At 72.8% G+C, this 14,289-nt stretch carries 12 protein-coding genes; 7 read left to right on the top strand and 5 right to left on the bottom strand.

The window, feature by feature from the left end; genetic code table 11:
• Nucleotides 1-38: 38 nt before the first annotated feature.
• The gene (locus BLW82_RS03595) at nucleotides 39-869 is read right to left on the bottom strand and encodes a universal stress protein (RefSeq protein WP_177232822.1); all 831 of its coding nucleotides are present in this window, start codon (nucleotides 867-869) and stop codon (nucleotides 39-41) included.
• A gap of 270 nt (nucleotides 870-1,139) precedes the next feature.
• Between BLW82_RS03595 and BLW82_RS03600 the strand changes: the two genes are divergently transcribed.
• From BLW82_RS03600 to BLW82_RS03615, 4 genes are all read left to right on the top strand, one after another.
• Complete coding sequence (locus BLW82_RS03600) at nucleotides 1,140-1,865, top strand: Rv1733c family protein (RefSeq protein WP_177232823.1); 726 nt, start codon at nucleotides 1,140-1,142, stop codon at nucleotides 1,863-1,865.
• A 196-nt stretch (nucleotides 1,866-2,061) separates the two neighbouring features.
• Entirely contained in the window at nucleotides 2,062-3,054 is a 993-nt protein-coding gene (dhaK, locus tag BLW82_RS03605) for a dihydroxyacetone kinase subunit DhaK (protein WP_093497429.1), read from the top strand.
• Between the two features lie 59 nt (nucleotides 3,055-3,113).
• Entirely contained in the window at nucleotides 3,114-3,713 is a 600-nt protein-coding gene (gene dhaL, locus BLW82_RS03610; protein ID WP_093497430.1) for a dihydroxyacetone kinase subunit DhaL, read from the top strand.
• The gene (locus BLW82_RS03615; RefSeq protein ID WP_093497431.1) at nucleotides 3,706-4,116 is read left to right on the top strand and encodes a PTS-dependent dihydroxyacetone kinase phosphotransferase subunit DhaM; all 411 of its coding nucleotides are present in this window, start codon (nucleotides 3,706-3,708) and stop codon (nucleotides 4,114-4,116) included. Before dhaL ends, BLW82_RS03615 begins: the two co-directional genes overlap by 8 nt.
• Nucleotides 4,117-4,172: 56 nt before the next feature.
• On the opposite strand, the gene BLW82_RS03620 is transcribed toward BLW82_RS03615, so the two are convergent.
• Together BLW82_RS03620 and BLW82_RS03625 are read right to left on the bottom strand one after the other, a co-directional pair.
• Nucleotides 4,173-5,210, bottom strand: coding sequence for a cytochrome d ubiquinol oxidase subunit II (locus BLW82_RS03620; protein WP_256215620.1), 1,038 nt, complete (start codon nucleotides 5,208-5,210; stop codon nucleotides 4,173-4,175).
• On the bottom strand, nucleotides 5,207-6,631 hold the full coding sequence (locus BLW82_RS03625) for a cytochrome ubiquinol oxidase subunit I (RefSeq protein ID WP_256215621.1): 1,425 nt from the start codon (nucleotides 6,629-6,631) through the stop codon (nucleotides 5,207-5,209). The genes BLW82_RS03620 and BLW82_RS03625 overlap by 4 nt, the downstream gene beginning before the upstream one ends.
• 468 nt (nucleotides 6,632-7,099) lie before the next feature.
• On the opposite strand from BLW82_RS03625, the gene BLW82_RS03630 reads away from it, so the two are divergent.
• Nucleotides 7,100-11,167 carry a discoidin domain-containing protein gene (locus BLW82_RS03630; RefSeq protein WP_093497432.1) on the top strand — a complete coding sequence of 1,356 codons (4,068 nt, stop codon included), beginning with the start codon at nucleotides 7,100-7,102 and terminating at the stop codon, nucleotides 11,165-11,167.
• Here BLW82_RS03630 and BLW82_RS03635 read toward each other — a convergent pair.
• Nucleotides 11,164-11,799: a TetR/AcrR family transcriptional regulator gene (locus tag BLW82_RS03635; protein WP_093497433.1), complete on the bottom strand. Its 636-nt coding sequence runs from the start codon at nucleotides 11,797-11,799 to the stop codon at nucleotides 11,164-11,166. The two genes, BLW82_RS03630 and BLW82_RS03635, sit on opposite strands and share 4 nt — an antisense overlap.
• Before the next feature lie 154 nt (nucleotides 11,800-11,953).
• On the opposite strand from BLW82_RS03635, the gene BLW82_RS44215 reads away from it, so the two are divergent.
• Nucleotides 11,954-12,115 carry a hypothetical protein gene (locus BLW82_RS44215; RefSeq protein ID WP_177232824.1) on the top strand — a complete coding sequence of 54 codons (162 nt, stop codon included), beginning with the start codon at nucleotides 11,954-11,956 and terminating at the stop codon, nucleotides 12,113-12,115.
• Here BLW82_RS44215 and BLW82_RS03640 read toward each other — a convergent pair.
• A complete protein-coding gene (locus BLW82_RS03640; RefSeq protein WP_093497434.1) occupies nucleotides 12,099-12,785 on the bottom strand; it encodes a glycoside hydrolase family 75 protein in 687 nt (228 codons plus the stop codon). The genes BLW82_RS44215 and BLW82_RS03640 overlap by 17 nt on opposite strands.
• 386 nt (nucleotides 12,786-13,171) lie before the next feature.
• Between BLW82_RS03640 and BLW82_RS03645 the strand changes: the two genes are divergently transcribed.
• Nucleotides 13,172-14,134, top strand: a complete 963-nt coding sequence (locus tag BLW82_RS03645) for a fibronectin type III domain-containing protein (RefSeq protein WP_093497435.1) — start codon at nucleotides 13,172-13,174, stop codon at nucleotides 14,132-14,134.
• The last annotated feature ends 155 nt before the right edge of the window (nucleotides 14,135-14,289 follow it).

Consider the following 14,289-nt stretch of genomic DNA (forward strand, 5'->3'; position numbering starts at 1 on the left):
CTCGCGTGGTGAACGAGTCGGTCGTGGCGCGTGCGGCCTCACCTCTCCGGTATGACGACCAGGGGGCAGTGCGACCGGTGCAGCAGCGTATGGGCGACCGGACCCAGGCGGTGTGCGAACACACCTGCACGACGATGAGCGCCGACGACCGCTACTGCGACGTCCTGGGACGCCTTCAGCAGTGCGGGAGCCGGTGCGGAACGGACCGTGTGCGACTCCACGACGACATCGGGATGGCGGTCCTCCAGACGGCTGAGGGCGAAGTGCGCCACGGCCTCCTCGGACAGGCTCTCCCTGACCGTCCGTTCCTGCCCGGGACTGCGCGCCCCGGTGAGGGAGGGCAGTTCGGGGGTGATGTGCCGGTGGCTCCAGGAGTGCAGGACACGGAGGCTCACCCGGCGCCGCTCGGCCTCCTGGAAGGCGTACTCCGCCGCTGGCAGGTCCGAGTCGTCGGCAAAGCCGAGTAACACGGGCCGGCCCTCCCCGCAGCGGTGGTCCCCCCGGACGACAAGGAGCGGTCCCTGCGCGACAGCGGCCAGTCGCAGGCTCACCGAGCCCAGCACCGAACCCGTCACCGTGCCAAGACCGCGTGTCCCCACCACGGTGAGGACCGCGCGCTCGCTCTCGCGCGCCAGGGCGTGCACCACGCCTCCCTCGGCCGCGACGGTCTCGACGAGCAGCCCCGGGTACCGCTCCCGTGTGCGCGAGACGGCGTAGGCCAGAACCGGTGTGGCCTCGTCCCGGTCGGGAACCGCGTACAGCACGCGCAGCGCGCTGCCATGGCGTACGGCCTCTGCCCCGGCCCAGTCCAGAGCCCGAACAGAGGTCAGGGAGCCGTCGACTCCGACGACGATGTGTTGCAGGGTCATGGTCGTACCTCTCCTTCCCTCGGCCGGCCGTGCGGTGGCAGCGCCGCTCGGCACCGCACGGCGGATTCCTCGGACGATGCTCCTCGTGCGCCGTCACCCCGGTCAGATGCCGGTCGAGCCCCAGCGACCGCCGAACGGCCCTTGCGTCAAGGGCCGTTCGGTCGCCGAGGACCAGTCAGGGACACACGGTGCGGCTGGACCGGGGCCGAACAGCACCCCCCATGAGTGGAGTCGGTGCCGAGTGGCCGTGCGACGGCGCCTGGTCGGCTCATGCGCCACCAGGGCACCGGCTGTCACCTTCGTGAAGGTCACCACGGCGACGACAAGGAGGAGGTGCGGGCCGACGCCCAGTGGCGAGTACGGGAGGAGGTGGCTGTGGCACCGGCGGAGCAACCCGCTGCGGCGTCACGACGACATTGTGGAGTCCTGGATCGTCCTGGCCGTGTGGGCCTCGCCGCGGGAGGTGCCGCCACCGCACTGGTGACGGCGCACGCCGCGGACGCGGTGCTCGCGCAGCAGCGAGCCGAACGGCGGTCCGTCCGAGCGGTACTCCTCGACGACGTCCCGCGCGCCACACCGGCGATCGGCACGACGACCGATCGCCGGACGGCGGCGGTGGGCTGGACCACGTCCGACGGTTCGACGCACCCCGGCCGGACCTTGGTGGACACGGGCCTCCAGGCGGGTTCCAAGGTCACGGTCCGGCAGGACGGCCGTGGCCGTCTCACCTCGGCACCACCGGACCCCACCGAAGCCGCGATCGAATCGGGCTTCCTCGCCGCCACTGCGACGGCCGCCCTCGGCGGCCCGGTGTTCGCGGGAGGCGCGGTCGCCCGGCGACCGCTCGACCGGCGACGCAGCACGGGCACGGGAGCCGCCGCAGATGCCGAGGAAATCGCGACACCGGGAACAGAGCAGGTGGCCGACCTCTCGGGCGCGCTTCCCGAGTCCGACCAGGTGACCTTCGCGCACGCAAGGCTGATAATGCGCTCATGAGCACTTCGCCGCTTGCGGTCACGGCCCCCACCCGCACCTGACGAACAGTCACCCACCCGGCGTTGAGTCGGCGTCAGCCTCACCGACACCCGCTCCGGACCACCACGGGGCGCCCGGATCGAGACCGGTGAAGCCCGCTCCGAACTGCAAAGAAGCAGGTCAGAGACTATTCTGGTAACGTTACCTGGAGGACCGCATGAGGATGTTGATCAACGTCCCGGAGACCGTGGTGGCGGACGCGCTGCGGGGCATGGCGGCGGCACATCCCGACCTCACCGTGGACGTGGAGAACCGGGTGATCGTACGGCGGGACGCCCCCGTCGCGGGCCAGGTCGCCCTGGTCTCGGGCGGCGGTTCCGGGCACGAGCCGCTGCACGGTGGATTCGTGGGCCCCGGGATGCTGTCGGCGGCCTGTCCGGGCGAGGTGTTCACGTCCCCCGTCCCCGACCAGATGGTCCGGGCCGCCGCGGCGGTGGACAGCGGCGCCGGTGTGCTGTTCATCGTGAAGAACTACACCGGTGACGTGCTCAACTTCGACATGGCCGCCGAGCTCGCCGAGGACGAGGGCATCCAGGTGGCGAAGGTGCTCGTCGACGACGACGTGGCCGTCACCGACAGTCTCTACACCGCGGGCCGGCGCGGCACCGGCGCCACCCTCTTCGTCGAGAAGATCGCCGGCGCGGCCGCCGCCGAGGGGCGGCCACTGGAGCGGGTGGAGGCCGTCGGGCGCCAGGTGAACGAGAACTCCCGCAGCTTCGGTGTCGCGCTGAGCGCCGTCACCACCCCGGCCAAGGGCAGCCCGACCTTCGATCTGCCGTCGGGCGAGCTGGAGTTGGGCATCGGCATCCACGGCGAGCCGGGCCGGGAGCGGCGGGCCATGATGACGTCCGGCGAGATCGCCGACTTCGCGGTCAACGCCGTCCTGGAGGACATGCCCCCGCACAACCCGGTCCTCGTCCTGGTCAACGGCATGGGCGCGACCCCGCTCCTGGAGCTGTACGGGTTCAACGCCGAGGTCCAGCGGGTGCTCGCCGAGCGCGGAGTGAGCGTTGCCCGCACACTGGTCGGCAACTACGTCACCTCCCTGGACATGGCCGGTGCCTCGGTCACGCTCTGTCAGGTCGACGAGGAACTGCTGCGGCTGTGGGACGCGCCGGTGCGGACGCCGGCGCTGCGCTGGGGCATGTGAGGAAGGGACGACACCGACCGGCACCGACCCGCGCCCGTACCGCTACGCAAGGAGATCCAGTGCTCGACGCCGATTTCTTCCGCCGCTGGATGGCGGCGACCGCCGCCTCCGTCGACCGCGAGGCGGAGCGGCTCACCGCCCTCGACTCGCCCATCGGGGACGCCGACCACGGCAGCAACCTGCAGCGCGGGTTCAAGGCGGTGACCGCCGCGCTGGAGAAGGAGGCGCCCGCCACCCCGGGTGCCGTGCTGACGCTCGCCGGACGGCAGCTGATCTCCACGGTGGGCGGCGCCTCCGGGCCGCTGTACGGCACGCTGCTGCGCAGTACCGGCAAGACGCTCGGCGACGCGGCCGAGGTCAGTGAGGCCCAGCTGGCCGAGGCGTTGCGGGCCGGGGTGGACAAGGTCATGGCGCTCGGCGGGGCCGCGCCCGGGGACAAGACGATGATCGACGCCCTGGTGCCGGCGGTCGACGCGCTCGGCGACGGCTTCGGCGCGGCGCGGGCCGCCGCCGAGCAGGGCGCCGAGGCGACGATCCCGTTGCAGGCCCGCAAGGGCCGGGCGAGCTATCTCGGCGAGCGCAGCATCGGCCACCAGGACCCGGGGGCCACCTCGTCGGCACTGCTCGTCGCGGGACTCGCGGAGGCAGCCGATGAGTGACGGCGAGCTGGTCGGGATCGTACTGGTGTCGCACAGCGCGGAGGTCGCGGCGTCGGTCGCGGAGCTGGCCAAGGGGCTGGCGGGCGGTGCCACGGCGGTGCCGGTCGCCCCGGCCGGCGGTACCGAGGGGGGCGGGCTCGGCACCAGCGCCGAGCTGATCGCCGCCGCTGCCGCGTCCGTGGACCGGGGGGCGGGGGTCGCCGTCCTCACCGACCTGGGCAGCGCGGTGCTCACCGTGAAGGCGCTGCTGGCCGAGGGCGACGAACTCCCGGACGGCACCCGCCTGGTGGACGCCCCGTTCGTCGAGGGCGCGGTCGCCGCGGTCGTCACGGCCAGCACCGGGGCCGGCCTCGACGCCGTGGAGGCGGCGGCAGCCGAGGCGTACACCTACCGGAAGGTCTGAGAACACCCTGGTCAGGGCGGGATGCCGCAGACCGCGGGGGTGACGCCGCGCCGGGTTCAGGAGTCGCGGGGAGACGGGCCGGGGAGGTCCTCCTGCGCTCCCGGTCGGAGCCGTCCCCGTCCGGCGAGCAGGAGAAGGAGCCCGACGGAGGGGAAGATGAGGAGCCCCGCGACGATCGCCACGCCGATGGTGACCTTCAGGGTGGCGTCCGGTGAGGCCGCCGCGTCGATCCGCAGGTGGGTGCCGAGAAGGTAGGGGTACTGGGCGACGCCCCAGCCGAGGACGACCAGGGCGACCGCCGCGGTGGCGAGCACACGCAGCCCCGTCCTGCGGTCGCGGAGCAGCAGGAGCACGGTGGCGAGGCCGCAGAGCGCCGCGAGCACGACCAGGGCCAGCGCGCGGTGGCTGAGCTGGTGGAACAGGCGAGGGGCGTCCTGCCGCAGAACGAAGATGCCCGCGACGCTGACGACCCCGGTCAGCACCGAGGCGAGCAGCGCCCGGTCGCGGAACCAGCGCTCCAGAGCCGGGGCGCCCTGCTGCCTGGCGGCGGCGTTCAGGTACACGGCGGCGAGGTAGGCGCAGACCAGGACGGCCAGCACGCCGCCGAGCGCGGACGTCGGGTTCAGCCAGCTGCCGACGGCGTCTCCGTCGCCCCCCGTGGGCACCCGTCCGGAGGCGATCGCACCGGCGATGGAGCCGAAGCAGTAGGGCGTCAGCACGGAGGACGCCGCGAACGCCGCGCCGTACACGCGTTGCTCACGGGTGCGCAGCGTGGCCTTGCGGAAGGCGAAGCCGGCGCCGCGCAGGACGATGCCCAGGGCGGCGATCCCGAGGGGCAGGTACAGCGTCGTGGTGATGGCGGTGAACGCGGTGGGGAAGCCCGTCCACAGGAACACCAGGCAGTAGACCAGCCAGGTGTGGTTGGCCTCCCACACCGGGCCGAGCGAGGTGTCGATCAGATGCCTCGGCCGCCGGCCCCGCTCGGCTCCGCCCGCCGTCAGGTCCCAGAAGCCCGCGCCGAAGTCGGCGCCGCCCAGCAGGCTGTAGGCGATGACGCCGATGAACAGGAAGACGGCGACGAGGTCCGCGATCACTTCCCGGCTCCCGCGGGCAGGCCGGCCGGATCGGAGCCGGGTCCGTAGGGGACGGCCACACTGTCGTCGCCCTCTGCCTCCCACCGGCGTTTCATCGACAGGAGCACGGTGACGGCGCCGGCCCCCACGGCCAGGTAGATGACGAGGACCGCCGCGAAGAGGAACCACAGGTTGCCCTGGGTGGTCGCCGCGTCCCGGGTCAGGAGGTAGCCGACGACCGTCCAGGGCTGGCGGCCGACCTCGGTGACGATCCAGCCGGTCTCCAGGCACGCCAGCGCGGCGAGGCCGCTGACCGCGCAGCAGCGCAGGAACCAGCGCTGCCGTACGAGCGGGTGCCGCCGCCACCACAGCCAGAGGAACCACACGGCCAGCGCGAGCAGGGCGAAGGACAGCCCCACCATGACGTCGAAGGCGAGGTGGACGGTGCTGACGGCCTGGTCGGAGGGGCGTACCCGGGCCGGGATCGCGTCGAGCCCGAGGATGCGGGTGGAGGGCCGGAACCCGGCGAGCAGCGATGCCATGTCGGGCACGGGGATCCCGTACCGGACGCGGCCGTCGACGAGGACGCCGCCCAGGGTCTCGGAAACGTGGGCGCCGGTGGCCGGCAGCAGTTCGACGGCCGCGAACTTGGCGGGCTCGGACTGGAAGACGTACCGGGCGATGGTGTCCCCCACGATGATCTGGAGGGGCAGCGCCACGGCGGCGGTGACGAACGCGATGAGGAAGCCGGTGCGGTGGTAGCGGGACGTCCGGCCCCGCAGCATGCCCACCGCGTAGACGCTCGCCACCACGAAGCCCGCGACGATGTAGGCGGCCAGCAGCATGTGGAGGAACTCCCACCAGAAGGCCCCGTTGAAGAAGACCTGGGCGGGCCGTACGGCGACGATCCGGCCGCCGCGCAGCGTGAATCCGCCGGGCTGGTTCATCCAGCTGTTGGCGGCGATGACGGCGGCCGCGCCTCCGATGCTGGACAGCGCCACCGGGACCCCGGTCCAGAAGTGCGCCCACGGCGGCAGCCGGTCCCAGCCGTAGATGTAGATCGACACGAAGATCGCTTCGAGGAAGAAGAACAGCCCCTCGATCGCGAACGGGAAGCCGAAGGCCGCGCCGAACCGGCCCATCAGGCCGGGCCAGAGGATGCCCAGTTCGAAGGAGAGGACGGTGCCGGTGATGGCGCCGACGGCGAACAGCACGGCGGCGACCTTGGACCAGCGCCGCGCCAGCAGCAGGGCCTCGGCGTCCCCTCTGCGCAGGCCGCGGTGGTTGGCGACCAGCATCAGCGTGGTGAGCGCGACACCGAAGGGCACCAGGATGATGTGGAACCCGAGGGTGAAGGCCATCTGCTGGCGGGCGGGGAGGAGCTGCGGCGGATCGCCGGCCGCGGCCAGGTACCGCGCGAGCACGTCCAGCGTGTCCGTCACGGCGCGAGCCTTCCTTCGGCATGTGGAAGCCGCGACGCACCAGACATCCTACGGCCGTGCTCGTTCACGTCTGTAACTGTCATCACCTCGACCACCGCCGGGTTGCACGAAGTCCGTCGCTCCGGCTTGCTCTACCCGTTTCGCGGGCTGCCGCTCCGTCATATCCGTGACCGCCACCCCATCGGACGACCAGCCGCGACGTCCGGGCCGGGCCGCGCACGGCCCGCCGGAGGTCCGGCCGTGTTCCTCCGCCCGATGCCAGCTTCACGTTCGCGAATGTCCCGGCCACACCCGCCACTCGCGGCGGCCCGGACCGTGCACCTCCGGGACGGCTGTCGATCCACGCCTCAGGTCTTGACAGGAAGCCCTCGGCGACACAGCCTTTGGCAACGTTGTCATTGTGCTCGACACGGCGCGTCCGGAGCCGATCCGGCCCGCTGCGCCGCTTTCTGATGGGACGTCAGAATCATGACCGATCAGCCGGTTCCGTCGCGCAGTCCGTCGCGGCGTTCCATAGTCGCCACGGGCTCCACCCTGCTCGCCGGGTTCGGACTCGGCCCGGTGCTCCCGGTGCCCGCCGCGGCCGCCCCCGCCGGCGCCCCGGCCCGGCCCGCCGCGCCTCGCGAACTCGCCCTCTACCGGCCGGTCTCGGTCTCCTCGACCGCCTACGCCGCCACCCCGGGGTCCTTCGCCGTCGACAGCCTCACCGCACCCGGCGTGCGGGGCAGCGGGTGGCGCGCCGGGGACGGCGACCCGCAGTGGATCGCCGTGGACCTGCAGGCAGCATGCGAGGTCACCCGGATCCGGCTGACCTTCGAAGCCGACGCTGCCGACCCGGTGTTCACTCCCCCCGCCACGGGGAATCCGGCCGACGGCACCACCGGCAAGGAGATCCTGTCGAGCTACGCGCTCGACTTCGTGGTCGAGACGTCCCTCGACGAGAAGTCCTGGACGAGCGTGTACCGCACGACCGCCGGCACCGGCGGCCTGGTGGACGTCCAGCTGCCCCGTCCGGTCACGGCGCGCTGGGTGCGGATGACGTGCCGCAGGCGTTCCAGTCCCCTGCCGCTCGGCCTCAACGGCTTCGAGGTGTACGGCACCCCCCGGGGGCACCGCCCCACGGCGACGGGCTGGACCGACTGGGGCACCCGGCACGACGCGGCGCCCGCGCTGACCGTGGCCGACGACGGCACCGTGCCGGTGGAGTCCGGCTGGCGGCTCACCCTGGACGACTGGGCGGGCGGCGACGGCGCCGGTCTGTCGAGGACCGGCGTCGACACGAGCGGCTGGCTGCCCGCCGTCGTCCCCGGCACGGTGCTGGGCTCCCTCGTGGACCAGGGCATGCTGCCCGACCCGGTGTCCGGCCTGAACAACCTGCGCATCCCCGAGGCGCTGTCCCGGCACTCCTGGTGGTACAAGCGGGACTTCGAGCTGCCGCGGGGCCTGCGCACGGGCTCCGGCCGCCGGATCTGGCTGGAGTTCGACGGCGTCAACCACAAGGCCGACATCTGGCTGAACGGCGAGCAGGTCGGCGGTCTGACCTACCCGTTCGCCCGCTCCTCGCACGACGTGACCCGGCTGCTCGCCACGGACGGCGCGAACGCGCTGGCCGTGCGGATCACCCCGATGCCCGTGCCGGGCAGCCCCGGTGACAAGGGCCCCCTCGGCGAGTCGTGGGTGGACGCGGGCGCCGGACAGATGAACCTCAACTCCCCCACCTACCTGGCCTCTTCGGGCTGGGACTGGATGCCGGCCGTCCGCGACCGCGCGGCGGGCATCTGGAACCACGTCCGGCTCAGATCCACCGGGCAGATCGTCATCGGCGACCCGCGCGTGGACACGAACCTGCCGAACCTGCCGGACGTCTCCGTCGCCGAGCTGACCGTAGTCGTCCCGGTCCGCAACGCCGACACCAAGGACCACACGGCCACGGTGACCGCGGCGTTCGGCGACGTCCGGGTCTCCAGGGCGGTCACCGTGCCGGCCGGTGGCGGCGTCGACGTCGTCTTCGCCCCGGACGCCTTCGCGCAGCTGCGGCTGCACAACCCCCGGCTGTGGTGGCCGAACGGCGTGGGCGAGCCGGACCTGTACGACCTCACGCTCACCGTGTCGGCCGACGGCACCGAGAGCGACCGGCGCACCACCCGGTTCGGCGTCCGCCAGTTCGGCTATGAGTACCGGGTCCCGCTGCCGTTCACCGCGACCGGCGACGCGTACACCCAGACCGTGAGCTTCGACCGGCAGCAGGCCCGGCACGTCCGCATCAGCTGCCGTACCCGGGCCACTTCCTGGGGCAGCTCACTGTGGACCCTGGCCGTACGCGACAGCACCCGGCAGACCACCGATCTGGCCCTGCACGCACCCGCCGACGCCTCCAGCACGGACGGCGACGACCACGGCCCGGCCAACGTGACGGACGGCGACCCGGGCACCCGCTGGTCCTCGGCGTACGAGGACGACCAGTGGATCAGCGTCGACCTGGGCTCGGCGCAGTCCTTCGACCGGGTCGACCTCACCTGGGAGCGGGCGTACGCGAGGACCTTCGTGGTGCAGGTCTCCGCCGACGGCGCCGAGTGGACCGACGTGCGGGCGGTGGACAACTCGGCCGTGCCGCTGCCGTTCAACGACGGCAACGCCAGCCTCCAGGTCGAGGACCTCGACCGGCAGACCGCCCGCTACGTCCGTATCGACTGCGGGCTGCGCAACACCAGTTGGGGCAACTCGCTGTGGTCGCTCGGTGTCATCGACAGCGCCGACCCCGGCACCGACCTCGCCCTGCACCGTACGGCGACGGCCTCCACGGAGGAGTCCGACCATCCCGCCGCCCACGCCACCGACGGCGACCCGGGCACCCGCTGGTCCTCGGCGTACGAGGACAACCAGTGGATCCAGGTGGATCTGGGCTCCGCGCGGGACTTCGACCGGGTGGCGATCGTCTGGGAGACGGCGTACCCGAAGACGTACGTCATCCGGGTGTCCGACGACGGCGAGCGGTGGACCGACGTCAAGTCCGTGTCGAACGCCCCCGATCCGCTGCGGATCACGGTCAACGGCGTGCCGGTGCTGGCCCGCGGCGGCAACTGGGGCTGGGACGAGCTGCTGCGCCGGATGCCGCCCGAGCGGATGGACGCGGCGGTGCGGATGCACCGCGACATGAACTTCACGATGATCCGCAACTGGGTCGGCAGCAGCGACCGGGAGGAGTTCTTCGCCGCCTGCGACCGGTACGGCATCCTCGTCTGGAACGACTTCCCGAACGCCTGGGGCATGGACCCGCCGGACCACGACGCCTTCAACTCGGTCGCCCGGGACACCGTGCTGCGGTACCGCATCCACCCCTGCGTCGCCGTCTGGTGCGGGGCCAACGAGGGCAATCCGCCGGCGGCGATCGACCAGGGCATGCGCGAGGCCGTCGAGCAGCAGGTGCCGGGGCTGCTCTACCAGAACAACTCCGCGGGCGGCATCGTCACGGGCGGCGGTCCCTACGGCTGGGTGGAGCCGGAGAAGTACTTCGACCCGGCCACCTACGGCAGCAAGGACTTCGGCTTCCACACCGAGATCGGCATGCCGGTCGTCTCCACCGCGGCGAGCCTGCGCAACCTGACGGGCGACGAGCCGGAGTGGCCCATCGGCGGCGCCTGGTACTACCACGACTGGAGCGAGCACGGGAACCAGGCGCCGCAGAACTACAAGGCGGCCGTCGAGACCCGCCTCGGCGCGGCCACCGGCCTGGACGACTTCGCGCGCAAGGCACAGTTCGTCAACTTCGAGAACACACGCGCCATGTTCGAGGCCTGGAACGCCAACCTCTGGGACAACGCAACCGGCCTGATGCTGTGGATGTCCCACCCGGCCTGGCACAGCACCGTCTGGCAGACCTACGACTACGACTTCGACGTCAACGGCACGTACTACGGAGCCCGTTCGGCCTGCGAGCCGCTGCACGTCCAGGCCGATCCGGTGCAGTGGCGGGTCCTCGCGGTCAACCACACCCGCGCGGACCTGCACGGGGCCACCGTCACCGCCCGGCTGTACGACCTGTCCGGCCGGCAGCTCGGCAGCGCCCGGACCGCGACGGTGGACGTGGCACGGGCCGCCACCGCCGAGGCGTTCACCGCGGGATGGACCGACGACCTGCCCGGCCTGCACCTGCTGCGGCTGACCCTGGCGGACGCGGACGGCAGGGAGCTGTCCCGCAACACGTACTGGCGCCACCGTGACCCCGCCGACCTCCGGGCACTCGGCAAGGCCCCGCGGGTGAACGTGTCCGTCTCGGCCGGGCAGCCGTCCCGCTCCGGAGACCGGCGCACGCTGACGGCCACCGTCCGCAACCGCGGCACGGCCGTCGCCGCCATGGTCCGGCTGTCCCTGGTGGACGAGGCGACCGGTGACCGCGTGCTGCCGACGCTCTACAGCCACAACTACCTGTGGCTGCTGCCCGGAGAAGCACAGACGGTGAGTGTGTCCTGGCCGTCGCGGGCCCTTCCCGCGGGCCGTCCGGCGCTGCGGGCGGCGGCGTACAACAGCCGTCCCTAGGCGAGCCCCTCCGCCGCCACCGCGAGGGCCGAGCGCATGGTCGCCGTGAGCTCGGCCTCCGCCGTGGCGGGGTCCGAGCTCTCGTCGGCGACGCGCCAGGCGTAGTGCTCGACGGCCGCGCGCAGGGCCGCGTTGAACATGGCCGCCTGGATGGTGGGCCGCAGGCCGTCGGCGGGCAGCCCGGAGCGTTCGGCGAGGGCGCGGGCGAACGCCGGTTCGGCCTCGTCGTAGGACTGCAGCCACTCGGCGCGTAGTCCCGGTTCGTCGCGGGTCAGCCGGACCAGGGCGCCCATGGTGGCGCGGTCCGGGCTGCGCGCCAGCCGGCTGTCGGTCGGCACGGCGTCCGCGAAGGCCTCCTCCAGCGGCCGGCCGGGGCGCCAGGCGCGCAGGCAGTCGGCGATTGCCTCGATACCGGCCGCGAACAGCGGCCGCACGCAGGCCTCCTTGCTCGGGAAGTAGCGCCAGACCGTGCGTGCCGAGACGCCGACCGCCTGCCCGATCTGCTCGCCGGTGGTCGCGGACACCCCCTGGGCGACGAACAGGTCCACCGCGGCGCGGGCGATCTCCAGCCTGGTCTCGGCCTTGCGTTCCTCGGTCAGGGGTGGGCGTCCCGTGCGTCCCCCTGCGGCCATCTGTCCCTCCCGTGCCGGTGGCTGCTGCACCGGGATTGTCCCCGAGGCGGCGGGGTGACGGAAATTCAGGCCGCGACTTCATGTCACTCCCGTCCAGGTCGACCCGGAGGACGGTGCGCACGAGCCGGCCGCGCCCGGCCCGTGCGTCGGCGACGTGGGTCAGGTCTCCGAGCCCGAGGAGCAGGCGGCGACCGTGTTCCTGGCCTCGGACGCGGCGAGTGACATCAACGGCGCCGTCCTGCCGGTGGACAACGGCTGGACGGCCGTCCGAGCCGCACCGCCGGGGCGGCCGGCCCCGATCAGCCGCCCTCGATGAACTGTTCCGCCAGCCGCTCCCCCTCCGCCTCCGCCGCCTCACGGTCCTGGATGGGCCGGATCGCCGAGTGCTTGAAGACGATGTAGGTGACGCCGGACGGCACCCCGCCGACGCGCGGGTCGGGGTTCACGCCGAGCGCCTTCGCGGTGGCGTAGGAGGCCTCGCCGATGATGTCGCGCGGTCCGGTGTCGCCGACGACGGCGTACTGGACCCGGCCCTTGTAGATGACCGCGGCGATCGCGCCGCCCCGGACGCCGGACTTCCGGTGGTTCCAGCGCCGGCTGGGGCCGGGTACGACGACGTAGGGCAGTTTCTCGGCGTTGAGCTGGCGGCCGTTGGACTGCTGGTAGGCGGTGGCGGCGGTGAACGCCGGGTCGGCGGCGCGGTTGCAGTGGGCGGTCCGCTGGCCGTCGCAGTCGATGTCGAGGTCGGCCTTCCAGAAGACGGCCTGCCGGGTGCCGCACACGGGGACGGTGGCGGCGGTGTCGGCATCGGAGCGGTAGCGGCCCCTGGAGACCTGGGTGCACTCCCGCACCCGGGCCAGCAGGTCGGCGGCGGAGATACGGTGCCGGACACCGGGGACCGCGTAGGAGGCGGCGGGGGTGGGCAGTGTGGCCGGGGCGAGCAGGGCGGCGCCGGCCGCGGCCAGCGTCAGCGACTGGACACGCACGATGAGGGACCCTTTTCGTGGGGGACATGGAGTCACCCGGAACAAGATGGTGCGGGTCCGGCGGCCGGGCCAGCACATGGAGGCTGTACAGGGCCGTTCGGCGCAACGAAACTGACACTTCGTGAGCGGCCGCCGAGGACCGGGGCGCCGGGCCGGTATCGGCCCGGACTGCCCCGGCCGCCCGTGCCGGCGCGGGATCAGCGACGACAGCGTTCCGCGCCGCAAGCGCGAACTCCCCTGTCCTTCCGGGGAGTTCGACCGCAGGATCCTCAGCATACGTAACCCTCCCCCGGCGTCCGCAATACGGCCCTCTTGATGTCCGCATCCCGGGCGGTCCATATTGGTCCGGACCATTGCCGTGCTGCCGTCCCAGGGGAGGCGGAACCGTGCGCCGAGTTGCCGTCGTGGTCTGCGCCCTGCTGTGCGTGACGTCCTGCGGCCGGGGGCGGGCCGCCGACGGCGACAGCGGCCGGCTGCCCGGTGCCCCGACAGGGGTGACCGCGGCCGCCGGGAGCGCCACCAGCGTGCACGTCATGTGGAACGGGCTGCCGGAGGGCTCCGGGATCCGTGGCTACGAGGTGTATCGCGGCACCACGAAGGTCGAGGAAGTGCCCGGCTCCCAGCACATGGTGGACGTCACCAGGCTCAGGCCGTCCACGGCGTACGTGTTCACCGTGCGGGCCCGGAGCGGGGACGGCAGCCTCGGGCCGCGCAGCCGTGCGGTGCGGGCGACCACCCCCGCGATGGTCGCGGCCGACCGAGCGGCGCCGACCCGGCCCGCGCGGCCGGTGGGCCGGGCGGTGGGCAGCCGTGCCGTACAGCTGTCCTGGGACGCCTCGACGGACGACCGGGCCGTGGTGTCGTACGACATCTGGCAGGGCGGCGCCAAGATCCACAGTGTGGGCGGGAACCAGACCGCGGCCGTGGTCATGGGGCTGCGGCCGGGCACCCGTTACGTCTTCACCGTCCGGGCCCGGGACGCGGCCGACAACCTCTCGCCCGCGAGCGCGGCGGTACGCCTCAGCACGCCCGGCAGCGGTGACGGCCGGGACACCGAGCCGACCGCGTTCACGGCGCGGACCCACGAGGAGAGCGGGGCCTGGTACCTCGATCTGGCGTGGGACCCGCCACAGGTGGACGGTGTGGTCACCGAATACCAGATCCAGCTGGACTCCGGGACGACCACCTCCCTGGTGTGGGGCGGCACTCCGCCGAAGGGACGGTCGACCTACAGCTTCTATGTGGGCCGGGACCATGGGGTCCGGCACCAGGTGCGGCTCCGGGCGCGGCTGCCGGACGGCACCTGGGGCGGCTGGTCGGCGGAGCGGACCGTGGCGACCGGGGCCTGACGAGAGCGGGCGCGCGTCCCGGCCTGGGCCGGGCGGAGGAAGAAGTCACCTGGCCGGTCGCCCTCCGGGTGCGGGACCCGCCGGGGACCCTTTCGCTGAACCTGAGGCGGCACGGACGTTTCCCCACCCTCGGCGGCGCACGGGACGTTCCGCCA

Source organism: Streptomyces sp. Ag109_O5-10, from assembly GCF_900105755.1.
GTDB lineage: Bacteria > Actinomycetota > Actinomycetes > Streptomycetales > Streptomycetaceae > Streptomyces.

Coding starts and splice junctions, on each gene's coding strand:
- BLW82_RS03595 (WP_177232822.1), bottom strand. CDS start 869: ATGACCCTGCAACACATCGTCGTCGGAGTCGACGGCTCCCTGACCTCT.
- BLW82_RS03600 (WP_177232823.1), top strand. CDS start 1,140: ATGCGCCACCAGGGCACCGGCTGTCACCTTCGTGAAGGTCACCACGGC.
- dhaK (WP_093497429.1), top strand. CDS start 2,062: ATGAGGATGTTGATCAACGTCCCGGAGACCGTGGTGGCGGACGCGCTG.
- BLW82_RS03615 (WP_093497431.1), top strand. CDS start 3,706: ATGAGTGACGGCGAGCTGGTCGGGATCGTACTGGTGTCGCACAGCGCG.
- BLW82_RS03630 (WP_093497432.1), top strand. CDS start 7,100: ATGACCGATCAGCCGGTTCCGTCGCGCAGTCCGTCGCGGCGTTCCATA.
- BLW82_RS03635 (WP_093497433.1), bottom strand. CDS start 11,799: ATGGCCGCAGGGGGACGCACGGGACGCCCACCCCTGACCGAGGAACGC.